This is a genomic window from Stenotrophomonas sp. PAMC25021, assembly GCF_004795795.1.
GTDB classification, from domain to species: Bacteria; Pseudomonadota; Gammaproteobacteria; order Xanthomonadales; family Xanthomonadaceae; genus Stenotrophomonas; species Stenotrophomonas muris.
The window spans coordinates 1,765,943-1,777,661 of sequence record NZ_CP039255.1; the positions used below are offsets into that span (position 1 = coordinate 1,765,943).

Annotated in this window: 10 protein-coding genes; 3 read left to right on the plus strand and 7 right to left on the minus strand. The window is 58.7% G+C overall.

Features of this window, described 5'->3' with window-relative positions; all coding sequences use genetic code 11:
- Nucleotides 1-2 precede the first annotated feature (2 nt).
- Complete coding sequence (locus tag E5790_RS08355) at nt 3-2,069, plus strand: hypothetical protein (RefSeq protein ID WP_049453419.1); 2,067 nt, start codon at nt 3-5, stop codon at nt 2,067-2,069.
- On the opposite strand, the gene E5790_RS08360 is transcribed toward E5790_RS08355, so the two are convergent.
- The 3 genes from E5790_RS08360 to E5790_RS08370 all read right to left on the minus strand — a co-directional run bounded on the left by E5790_RS08360 (nt 2,032) and on the right by E5790_RS08370 (nt 5,840).
- Nucleotides 2,032-2,457 (minus strand): hypothetical protein, encoded by a 426-nt coding sequence (locus tag E5790_RS08360; RefSeq protein WP_136191726.1) that lies wholly within the window; start codon nt 2,455-2,457, stop codon nt 2,032-2,034. The genes E5790_RS08355 and E5790_RS08360 overlap by 38 nt on opposite strands.
- Before the next feature lie 244 nt (nt 2,458-2,701).
- On the minus strand, nt 2,702-4,123 hold the full coding sequence (locus E5790_RS08365; protein ID WP_049453421.1) for a UvrD-helicase domain-containing protein: 1,422 nt from the start codon (nt 4,121-4,123) through the stop codon (nt 2,702-2,704).
- Complete coding sequence (locus E5790_RS08370) at nt 4,113-5,840, minus strand: ATP-binding protein (protein ID WP_049453423.1); 1,728 nt, start codon at nt 5,838-5,840, stop codon at nt 4,113-4,115. Before E5790_RS08370 ends, E5790_RS08365 begins: the two co-directional genes overlap by 11 nt.
- Before the next feature lie 1,490 nt (nt 5,841-7,330).
- Here E5790_RS08370 and E5790_RS08380 point away from each other — a divergent pair.
- The gene (locus E5790_RS08380) at nt 7,331-8,809 is read left to right on the plus strand and encodes a SulP family inorganic anion transporter (RefSeq protein ID WP_049453246.1); all 1,479 of its coding nucleotides are present in this window, start codon (nt 7,331-7,333) and stop codon (nt 8,807-8,809) included.
- Nucleotides 8,810-8,920: 111 nt separating this feature from the next.
- Nucleotides 8,921-9,454 carry an arsenate reductase ArsC gene (locus tag E5790_RS08385; RefSeq protein WP_080353442.1) on the plus strand — a complete coding sequence of 178 codons (534 nt, stop codon included), beginning with the start codon at nt 8,921-8,923 and terminating at the stop codon, nt 9,452-9,454.
- Here E5790_RS08385 and E5790_RS22070 read toward each other — a convergent pair.
- Genes E5790_RS22070 through E5790_RS08405 form a run of 4 tightly spaced genes read right to left on the minus strand, consistent with a single transcriptional unit; the run spans nt 9,415 to nt 11,700 of the window.
- Entirely contained in the window at nt 9,415-9,756 is a 342-nt protein-coding gene (locus E5790_RS22070; RefSeq protein ID WP_049453249.1) for an FAD-dependent oxidoreductase, read from the minus strand. The genes E5790_RS08385 and E5790_RS22070 overlap by 40 nt on opposite strands.
- Before the next feature lie 33 nt (nt 9,757-9,789).
- Nucleotides 9,790-10,848 (minus strand): ACR3 family arsenite efflux transporter, encoded by a 1,059-nt coding sequence (gene arsB / locus E5790_RS08395; protein ID WP_049453252.1) that lies wholly within the window; start codon nt 10,846-10,848, stop codon nt 9,790-9,792.
- A gap of 20 nt (nt 10,849-10,868) precedes the next feature.
- Complete coding sequence (locus E5790_RS08400) at nt 10,869-11,360, minus strand: arsenate reductase ArsC (protein WP_024957947.1); 492 nt, start codon at nt 11,358-11,360, stop codon at nt 10,869-10,871.
- A 25-nt stretch (nt 11,361-11,385) separates the two neighbouring features.
- Nucleotides 11,386-11,700 carry a metalloregulator ArsR/SmtB family transcription factor gene (locus E5790_RS08405; protein ID WP_049453254.1) on the minus strand — a complete coding sequence of 105 codons (315 nt, stop codon included), beginning with the start codon at nt 11,698-11,700 and terminating at the stop codon, nt 11,386-11,388.
- Nucleotides 11,701-11,719: the final 19 nt, after the last annotated feature.

Consider the following 11,719-nt stretch of genomic DNA (forward strand, 5'->3'; position numbering starts at 1 on the left):
CCATGCCCGCACTAAGAAATTTCGAAAAAGCACAGGCAGAGACTCTGCATCCTTCATTCCAAGTGGACTATGACAGTGATATCTGGACCTTCGCCCAGACCACGGTCGGCCAACAGAAGGAGTTTGTCACAGTTGACTGGGCAATCCCGCTGGCGCGTGGAGAATTGCTCACAGACCACAAACACAGAGCACTCCTCGCCGAGCTGAAGTGCTACCTCAAGACCGCCATCATCGAGGACACGGTGCGCATGACGGTTGGGTCTATCCCTGCCACCTACATGGGCTTGAGGGAGCTGGTCAAGTTCATGGGGCAGCGGAAAATCCACTCCCTCTTTGACATTTCGACAGCGGTAAGCTGGGAATATATCGAAGGTCTCGAAGAGCAGTACATGACCGCTGGAGATGACACCGGTCGAGACAGGGCGTGGACGCATGCGACCGCCTACAAACTCATCCACCCACTTACACAGATCTACGAGATCGCGGACAGATTGCGCGCTAGAGGCGGACAAGCACCGTCCGAAGCGCCGTTTGACGGACGAAGGACCTATGACGTCGTGACAGAGCCGCTTGGGCTTGCTCGAACGGGTGGATTGATGCCTGTCCCGGACGAGATCTCCGTACCAATCCTTTCTTACGCATGTGAGTGGATTGACCACGGCTCTGAGGATGTGATCAGACTTCAGGCTGAGGTCATCCCTATGCTCATCGACGCACGGAGTGCCACGGGCGCGAGACGAATTGCCTGTCTTCGTCAGATCAAACGGCACATCGAGGAATTCCAGATGAGTCCGATCCCAGGGACACTAATTTCCTGGCATGAGCCATTGACCGCCATAGATCGGATTGATGACGCTGGAGACGAGCGCGGGATTAGCGGAACTCAAAGCCTGAGACGCCTAATACTGATGACTCAGAGCGCATGCAGTATCTTGCTCCAGGGATGCACTGGAATTCGAGCTCATGAGCTGATTGGCCTCTCCCTGGACCACGATCCGACGCTACAGCACGGCGTGGTCAAGTCAGTGACATCGCTAGACGGACTGATGGAAGTTTTCTCCATTTGTGGCATTTCCGCCAAAAGGGAAGCGACGCGGCATGAGTGGACTGCCGGGCTGCGCCCGTTGGGCACAAATCACCTGCCGATCGTAATAAAATCCATCGAAGTACTGGTGCGGCTAATGGAGCCTTGGCGAGCTCTATCGGGTAGTAAGTCACTGATGCTTAGCTTCTCCCACGCCAAGTCCCTTCCGTCGGGTCCCGATGGAATCGGCCGAATGACAGCCTCCAGAAATTCTCTGCTGCAGCGTGAGTTCGCCGTCGAAGCCCTCACGAAGAAGCGTGGCATCGAAACGACGCAAGCTATCTACGAGGTGAGATCCCTTCGCCCGCAGCGATGGAGGATCACCTTTGCGCACTATGTCTTCCGATCCAAGCCGGAACTAATGCCAGCGCTACGGACGCACTTCCGTCACATGAGCGAGCAGATTACGGATCAGGGGTACATTGGAAACGATGCGGCCCTGCTCGAGAACTTGGAAGGAGAGAGAGTCATGGAGACCTCTCGGTTCCTCGTTCAAATCACGCTTGGCAAGCCAATCGGAGGTGGACCGGCGCAGCGGCTTCTCATGCAGCATGCCGAATCAATGACCGAGGCACTGTCCGAGATGGACGGAGAGACGCTGATCGATAAGGCCGTGGCATACGTGAAGCTCACCGACCTGCGGATATGGACAGGGACTTACGCGAGTTGCCTGATTGATATGTTGCCTGACCGTTCCAGTTGCAACCCACAAGCAAGCCTCCTCACTGTTCGCGCCTCGCCGAACTTCGGCCTACGGTCGCCCGGGCTGTGCGCGGGGTGCAAGTGTTGCATCATCCTGCCAGAGCATAAGGACTTCTGGGAGGATCGCCTCCTGAAAAATCAGGCCATTGTCCAGGCAGAGCGGACCAACTCTAGGAATCAGCCTTCCAAGATTGCTAAGAGTCGTGTTGTTCAGAGTCGAACAGTCCTGAGGATGATATCCAACGCTACCGGGGACGCTTCCGATCGTTCCGGCGAAAGTTGACGACATTGGCTCCATCGTCTCTGTTGGTACTTCTTTTCTGAAGCCGGGACACTGCTAGTTGGAGAGATGCGTTGTGGATGTTGGTCTTGTAAAGCAGAGCCTTTAACCTTGCATTCTCAGCCTTAATCTTAGTGAGCTCTTCAGCCACCGAGCCTCGCTTCTCCTCTTCAGCCAGCTCCTGAATTTTAAGCCAGACGTGCCCAAGTCGAGCGTGCCTTGATCCAAAGCTCCCTCTATTTACCCCTGCTTCGGCAGCGACCGAGGTAGGCGTGATGATCCGATGACCTGCGGCCATCTTTGCTTTCAGCAGTTCATTGGTCGGGCGTCGCTTCACCAGGCGGTCAAGAGCCGCCAAAGCCCTGTCCTCTACTGAGTTGGGTCTGCTCATTTTGCCGTCCGCTGATGTCTCATTAGTAGGCAGATAGCGTACGCCACCTTCGCCGCCCAATCATCTATGTGGACAAGGAGGACCCTGGAATTAATCCTGATGCACTCGCTGCCCGGCGAGATCGACATGCTTCAGACCCAGATGTTCAGCAACGACTTTGGTACAGGGTCTACCGTGACCATCGCAATGACGAAGCGCCGCAAACCATCGTGCTTGATAGGGCGAGCATGGCTAGGTTAGCGGGCTATGGGGCCGGGGTCAGCGTTGAGGTGCGGGAACAGATCACCAACCCTTTCGCACCACGTGTGAGTGCTACATAGAGGTTTTGCGCGCTCATGCTCTCTGGATAAAGGACCACGGCAATGTCTGCCTCGAGACCTTTCAGCAGGAGAGTGCTGCCGACTGCTTTGCGCGCAATGGGACGGCTGAGGTGACGATTTCGCTCCCGGGCTTGAAGCGCGGCTCCCAATAGATCTTGCTCTTGGTTAATAACGCTTCGCATGGCTGATCGACAGCAGTGCAGAATCTCGGGTCGATAGACCCGAGTGCCTGTCTGTTCGGCCAAGGCGTCCACCAGCCGTAAGGCGCTAGCCATGCTCCGCTCGGACTCAAAGGCGACTGCCTCAGCTTCTACAGGAGTTGGAGGGGTCTTGGCTCTCCCTCTACGAATGGTGCCGACACGCGTCACAAGATTTGGCGCGCCGACACCCGTCATCATGAGAGCGGAAAAGGTGGCCAAGTCCTGCAGCGCAGTAGGAGCCTGAAGATTGAAATGCCTCGCGAAGTTGACGAGGTCTCGCATGTCCACGGCTTCTACCGCCATTGCCCCAGGCGTTTGGCTGGTGAGCTGATGGCGCCCTTGGACATTCATGGACTCGCCAATGACCAGAACCGTTCCTTGGCTGCCAGGCGCATTGGTTCGTGCCGCAGTCAGCCTTTGTTGCACCTCACGACCGGCAACCAGCTGGATCCACCGAACGGATGGCGGAGCCGTGGTCAGATCAATGGGTAAGCTCGCCGTAAGAGCATGCCTTTGGGAGAGCAGCCACTGGCCCAGCTCTTCGTTACCTGCAATCTGCCAGCGCCAAGGAGTTCGAAGGCTACCCTCGGCTGGGAAGGATGATTGAACGTCCCGTTCCCAGTGAACCAGCCGATTTCCGCCAAATCCGAAGATGGCCTGTAAAGGGTCTCCGAGGACGCAGGTGGGCAAAAGGGAAGCGAGGGCGGACACGATGGAGTGTTGGACGGTGCTGCAATCCTGATACTCGTCAACCAACAGCCGGGCGTAGGTGGCTGCGATGGGTTGAGCGATATGCCCCGACTCCAAGAGTCTTCGGACTGATTCACGGATCGCGGGATAGTCGCTACTCGCGTTGTTGAGCTTCAAGAGTTCGGGATGATGGCCACTGCGCGTCGGGAACTTGGCGATGAGACGCATGGCGAATCCATCAATCGTCGAGAGTCGATAGGCAGAGCAGGGAACCCCCGCGCGTTTCAAGCGTGTCCTCAACGCGGTGACGCCAGCATTTGTGTGAGTTAGAACAAGGACCGGCCTGTCCCCAGCGTGGGATTTCAGCGCGTCGGCAATCAGCTGAGTTTTGCCGCACCCTGCTGGGGCGGTAATAGATCCGCGTTGGATGGCTAGCAGATCGATGTCAGGCGGCACGGGTAAAGGCCCAGAGTTGGTCTACTACTGCCTTAAAGCTGGCGTCCGCATCGGCGTAGCCGCGAGAGACGATATCCAGGACGATTGACTGGTAAGTCGTGAGAGACTTGAACCAGCTCTTCTTTTTGGTGCGCGAGACCTCGCCAAGCAGTACGCGAATATCGAGCGGATACGGCGACTTCGGCCTCAATGCTTCGATGGACGCCAAGCTTGTTAGACCGTTCGATTTGGCAACCAGCTGTTGGTTCACAAGGTCTTCACCGACACGCTCTTTAGCCTTCAGGAGCAGGGCATCAATTGATGTGTCAGGAAGGCAGAGGAACAGCTCGTCCTCCAACGTCATTCCTGCCCGCCAAGTCGTGAGGCTGCCACCTGATTGGAGATATGCCTCTGCAACACCTGGCGCGGCGGGCTTGTCAGCGTCGATGAAGACGAGGACTCGGTAACCCAACTTCATAAGCGCAGTTGCACGGGCAAAAGCGTTATCCGGAGTGCCTCCGCCTGCGTTGACGTATGCACCACCTAAAGCCAAATAAGATGGTTCTTTGTTGGCCACTCCCCATAGATCGAGGCCACGCACAAATCCCACCTCGCTTGCTCCCTCGCACACAATCACAGACTTCGCCAGGAAAGCTTCCGGGTCAGTCCGCAGCGTGCTTTGAATCTCGTCGGTTGAGCCAGCGGAAATGACGACATGGCCAGCCGGTCGTGGTCGAACCACAAGTAGCTGCTCACCTGAAAGCTCGCGAAGTGCCACAGGGGAGTGTGTTGTGAGAAACGCTTGGAGAGGCGGGGGCGTCTCCTTGGCTCCCAAGGAATCCAGCAGCCGCATGAGCCGATGGGGTTCCAATCCATATTCCACCTCATCCACCAAGGCAATCGGCGCTGACTCCGATGCGGCCCGTTGAAGTCCAGTCACCAAGAGTCGAGAAGAACCCGTACCAAGTGACCGAAGGGGGATGCCTGCCTCGCTGTGGAGCGCGATGGCGCCTTCGCCGATGGAGACGGAGTGCGAATCGAGTAAGGCTTGCGGCATCGACCCGACGTTAACCCCAAGGCTCTGGGCCGTTGTTTGGACGATTCCGAGTGTCTGACTCAGGTGGGGCGACGCTTGAGCGCCAAAGTTGGCGCGTGCCTGACGCGCTGCGAGAGCGAGCTGGGCTCCCAATTCTGCGCGTTCGTCGGTTAGCCGGTTGAGGACCGATCCGCGGCTCCAAGACAAGTTGGAGCTTGCAAAGCTGCCTATACGTGCCGGGGCCAATGCGATTCGTTCTTTCCAAGGCAGGCTTCGTTCCAAGCCTTGTTGAAGCGACCTATCGGAAACCAGCGTCCAGCTGGGCTCAAGGTCCGCCCCGACTTGAAGCTGCAGGGTAAGCACCGTCTCCAGGCCCGCGGCGGGTTCGTCTTCGAGGGTGTCAAATACCGCATCGAACCCTCGCAAGAAGTCCCCATAGACATCAATGTCCATCAGCGATGCTGGCAGTTCCCCGAATGTCACGGCAATACGAATTGGCTCTGAGACATCGAGGCCAAAAAAGTCCATGTCGCCGAAGGAGATGCTTCGTCGAGCACCCAAGCACAGGTCGATGGCATCGAGGATGGTGGATTTGCCACTGTCGCCAGGACCGATCAAACAGTTGATGCCCGGAGCTGGCGCCCAGTCGAGTGCCTTGATGGACCGAAAATTCCGGATGGCCAAATGGCGAATTCGAGGCATGGGGGCGTCCTGTAAGAGGCATGGTCAACGATCCGTGTAGGACGCGGACTGACACCAACTTCGACCACGCCCCTGAGGCAATCCTAGCCCTAAAGCCTTCTGCCAGTCATCCGCTCATTGGTGGAACTTGGCGCCATGACAAAGCTACTTCGCGAACTGCCCCCGCTTTAGCTCGGTAACACCGAAAGAACAGTTCCAAATTCACTTCTTCCGTAGTCGCCTCGCCCCTATACAAGAAGGCTAAGCATCCTGGACGACGGAGGTCCACTCATGGCCGGAAGAGGACATCAATTAGGTCGTAAGGTAATGAAGTACCACGCTTCAAAACGCTGCCTGGGAACTTGGATTGGCCATTGCGATCGTAGTCGCCTCGCCCCTATACAAGAAGGCTAAGCATCCTGGACGACGGAGGTCCACTCATGGCCGGAAGAGGACATCAATTAGGTCGTAAGGTAATGAAGTACCACGCTTCAAAACGCTGCCTGGGAACTTGGATTGGCCATTGCGATGCCCTAGGATTATTGGGTTGACACTCTGATAAAGTTGGACCGAGCTCGAAAGATCCACAGGGAAAGGGGGGGGGGCGGCATGGCTCGAAATACGTCTGGAGCAGCTGGGCTGGTGGTGGTCGGATTTTTCGCATTACTTGTCGCAATGTGCAATGGGGGCGGGCAGCGCGACTCACAGCGCTCCTCAGTGGATCAGGCACCGGTCGCTCCTCCGGCTCAGACGGAATCCTCTCGTCCGGAGATGACAGAGACGCAGTTCGTGTCAACCAGTACGCTCAACCAACGGTCTTCTCCCAACGGACAGATCATCGGAAGGCTCGACGGCGGCGACTCTGTTGTGGTGTATGAACGCAAAGGAGCGTGGGCACGAATATCGGCCCAGGGCGCCCCTGCCAAATGGGTCAGCTCGAAGCTACTTTGTAGCGGAAGCGGCTGCTACCGGCCTAATAATCGGCCCGTGTCACCCTCGCGCGAAAAGTTCCGGCCCGCACGTACCGATTATTCTGATGGGAGCTGTCCGTGCTCTGGATCACGCGTCTGTATTGGTCCTCGCGGCGGACGCTACTGCATTACGTCTGGAGGCAACAGGCGCTACGGTGTGTGACCAATCTGGCTGCCTACGTCGGCTTCTGGCCGATAGCGGACATAGGCCCCGCGGCGAATGTCCACCTCTTCTTTGGCGATTCGGTCAGAGCTCAATTCAATCTGATCAACTGCCTACCAGCTTGTCGACTTCGCCTGCGAAATGATCTTGGGATCTGGGAAGCTACCCTTGAGAGTGCACCGAGGCGACCGCGATGCCGGCCGGATTTCCCCTCAGGCGCTATGCCAGTCTACAATATACCGTCAAATACCCAACGGATCGGCTAGCGATGACTCCACCCTGACGCTTGATTGAAGAAGCGACCCAGACACTTAGGTCTGGAAGGGTGCCTGTTTCTTTCGTTTGGCGCGCACTGCTGTGCGCGGAGATCATTTTCTATGTCTGCAATTTATCCCCTGCGCCAGCAATGGCTCGGTAACATCCGTGGTGACCTGCTGTCGGGCATTGTCGTTGCGCTAGCCCTGATTCCTGAGGCAATCGCGTTTTCCATCATCGCCGGCGTCGACCCAAAGGTAGGTTTGTATGCCTCGTTCTGCATCGCCGTCATCACCGCCATCGCCGGTGGCCGCCCTGGCATGATCTCGGCTGCGACCGGCGCCATGGCGTTGGTGATGGTCACGCTGGTGCGCGAGCACGGCATTCAGTATCTGTTTGCCGCCACCATCCTTGCCGGCGTCCTGCAGATGCTGGCCGGCGCCCTGCGGTTGGGCTCGCTGATGCGCTTTGTGTCGCGCTCGGTGGTGACCGGATTTGTGAATGCACTGGCGATTCTCATTTTCATGGCGCAGCTTCCCGAGCTCATCGGCATGCCGTGGATGGTGTATGCGATCTGTGCTGTGGGTCTGGCAATCATCTACCTGCTGCCGCTGCTGACCAAAGCCGTTCCTTCGGCATTGGTGGCGATCGTGGTTCTCACGGCCGCTTCCATGTATTTCGGCTTCCAGGTACGCACCGTAGGCGACATGGGGGCGCTGCCTGACAGCCTGCCGTCGTTCCTGATTCCGGATGTGCCATTCACCTGGGAAACACTCCAGATCCTGCTGCCGGTTTCGGCGACTTTGGCGGTCGTTGGCTTGTTGGAATCGCTGATGACCGCGCAGATCGTCGAAGACATGACCGATACCCCGAGCCAGAAGAATCGCGAATGTGCTGGCCAAGGCTTGGCTAACACCGTAACGGGCTTCTTTGGGGGCATGGCAGGCTGTGCAATGATCGGCCAGTCGGTGATCAACATCACTTCCGGTGGCCGGGGCCGTCTCTCGTGCCTTGTGGCCGGCGTGGTTTTGCTCCTTCTGGTTGTTTATGGGTCAAACCTGGTGAGTCAGATTCCAATGGCCGCACTGGTCGCGGTGATGATCATGGTCAGCATCGGCACCTTCAGCTGGCGCTCGCTGCGCGAGCTGGCCATTCATCCCAAGAGCTCTTCGGTCGTGATGATTGGCACGGTCATCGTGACCGTGGCTACCCACGACCTCGCCAAAGGCGTGTTGACAGGCGTGATCCTGTCGGCGGTGTTCTTCACCCGCAAGGTCGGCAAGATGCTGATCATCGACGACACCCAGGTCGAGACCGACTCGCGCGTCTACGTTGTGAAGGGGCAGGTGTTCTTTGCGTCTGCCGGACAGTTCGTGAGTAGCTTCAACTATCTGGATGTCCCCAAGGAGGTCATCATCGATCTGAAGGACGCCCACTTCTGGGACCTGACCGCCGTTGATGCGCTCGACCGGGTAGTGATGAAGCTGCGCGAGCACGGCGCGACCGTTGAGGTGTTCGGTCTCAACGATGCAAGTGAGACCTTGGTAGACCGCTTGGGAAAGCATCGTACGCCAGGCGCCACACGGTCGTCGGGTCATTGAACAGATGAGCGAAGCGGGCACCGAGGGGTGCCCGCTTCCTTTTCGGCAGTCATCGAGTTGACATATGGCAAGGCAATACTTCGATTATTCTAGATAAATGGTTGCGATGACATGCGTCCCCTGAATGTTCTGTTCCTTTGCACAGGCAACTCGGCGCGCAGCATTCTTGCCGAAGCACTGGCCAGCCATTTAGGGCGTGAACGTATCCGCGCTTACAGTGCGGGCAGTCATCCCAAGGGCGTAGTTCATCCGGTGGCCCTGCAGGTGCTCTCGGAGATTGGCTTCGACGTTGCCGGGCTGTCGAGCAAGCCGTGGGAGGCATTCGCAGGTCCGGAAGCACCGCAGATGGATCTCATCGTAACGGTGTGCGATCGTGCCGCGGGTGAAGCGTGTCCCGTGTGGCCAGGCCACCCGGCTACCGCCCACTGGGGCATCCCCGACCCGGCCGCAGTGCAGGGCAGCGCTGAGCAGGTCCACAAGGCGTTCCTGAGCACGCTTCACCAGCTCCAGCACCGTCTCGGATTGCTGTTGGCGCTCAAGCCTGAAGCGCTGGACCGCATGGCCCTGCAATCGCAGGTGCGGGCGCTGGGCAATGGCACCGAGGCTCAGGGGCCAGATGGCAGCGGAGAAACAGCCCCGACGTAGTCGCTGATTTGCCTTGCTGCCTCGCGCGCGTATCGGGTCATCCCAATCAGCGTGGCCGAATCGTCGGCCAGGAAGGCTGGCTCCCGTTGGGTGATCCACGTGGTCTCGGTCACCTTGGAGACTATCGAGCTCCAGCCCGCCGGCAAGAACAGATGCAGGGATTTCCACGCATGCTGCCACGCCCCGCCAAGCGACGTTTCGGCATCAACAATCACATAGGACAGCCCGCTGCGGCGCAGAAAGCAGCCAGCCGAAAGACCCACCTGGCCACCTCCGATCACCACCACATCGACGCTGTCCATCGGGACTTCCTCATGCTGCCGCACCTGGGCGGTTCAGCGGCTCCGTGCATCGGCAGGAAAGTAGCGTTTGCCCAGCCGCAGGGCGACGTGGACCAGCAGAATCAGCACGGGCACTTCCACCAGCGGGCCGATCACGGCCGCGAAGGCTACCGGGGAGGCCAGCCCGAACGCCGCGATCGCCACGGCGATGGCCAGTTCGAAGTTGTTGCCTGCTGCGGTGAACGCGATCGCGGTGGTGCGGGGGTAGTCTTTGGCGATCAGCTTGCCCATGAAGAAACTGATGACGAACTGGATGATGAAGTACAACGTCAGCGGGATCGCGATGCGTACCGCGTCCATCGGAATCCTCAGCACATCGCCGCCCTTCAGGCTGAACATCGCCACGATGGTAAACAGCAGTGCGGCGAGGGTTACCGGGCTGATGGCGGGCAGGAACGTCTCTTCATACCATTGCACGCCCTTGCGCGCCTTCAACCATCGGCGGGTGAGGAAGCCCGCCAGGAACGGGATGCCAAGGTAGATCAGAACAGCCTCGGCGATGGTCCAGAAACTGACATCGATGACGCTGCCCTGCAGACCGAACGCCGGCGGCAACCAGGACAGGAAGAACCACGCATAGACGCTGAACAGCGCAATCTGGAAGATCGAGTTGAATGCCACCAGCCCGGCGACGTACTGGCCGTCACCGCGGGCAAGCTGATTCCAGACCAGCACCATGGCGATGCACCGTGCCAGCCCGATCAGGACCAGGCCGGTCATGTACTCGGGGTAATCGCGCAGGAACAGCACGGCCAGGCCGAACATCAGGAACGGACCGACGATCCAGTTCTGCAGCAGCGAGAGCATCAGTACCCGTTTGTCGGCGAAGACCCGCGGCAGTTCCTCGTACTTCACCTTGGCCAGCGGCGGATACATCATCAGGATCAGACCAATCGCGATCGGGATGTTGGTCGACCCTATGGAGAGGCTGTTCAACGCGCTGGGTACACCTTCGAACAACGCCCCCATGCCGACGCCGAGCGCCATGGCGGCGAAGATCCAGAGCGTGAGATACCGGTCCAGGAAGGACAGGCGGGAGGTATCAGTGGTCATGGGGATTTCCGGAAAGACGGTCAGTTGATCTGTGCGATCGGGTCGAGCCGGGCCTTGAGGGCCTCGCTGTCATCCCAGACGCTGTCTGAGATCTCCAGAAACGCCTTCAGGCGCGCCTTGATGATCTGGTGCGCGCGATCGAACGCTTCGGCTTTCTGTCCGTCCGAGCCTTCAACGCCGGCCGGATCGAACAGGCCCCAGTGCACCCGTACAAAGTCGCCGAACACTACCGGGCATGCCTCGGCTGCCGCGCTGTCGCAGACGGTGACGATCAGATCCATCGGCGCGGCATCCGCTTCGGCGAACTCGTCCCACGACTTGCTGCGAAGGCCGTCCACCGGGAAACCCTCGCGCTGCAACTGAGCAATGGCAAACGGGTTGACGCGGCCGGCCGGCTGGCTGCCGGCGCTGAAGGACTCGTAGCGGCCTTGGCCCCACTTTTTCAGGGTCGATTCGGCCAACACGCTGCGAGCGGAATTACCGGTACACAAGAACAGGACGCGACGGGTCATCTGAGCAATCTCTAAGGTGGGTTGGTCAGCAGCCAGCGGGTCGTTCGCAGGCCTGTTCGTCGGCACAACAGTTCTCCGTGAGATAGGCCACCAATGCGGTCATCGCCTCGAACTCGGCCCGGTAGCAGATCGTCCGACCACGTTGCTCGGCGCTGATCAGGCCCGCAGCCAACAGTTCCTTCAGGTGGAAGGAGAGCGTGGCACCAGGCAAGCAGAGCGTCTGGGCAATGTCACCGGCCAGCTTGCCGCCTCTGCCGGCCTGTACAAGCAGGCGGAAGATCGACAGGCGGGTGGCGTGGCCCAAGGCAGCAAGAGCGCGGGTTGCAGCGTTATGTTCCATGATTCTAGAATAATAGAAT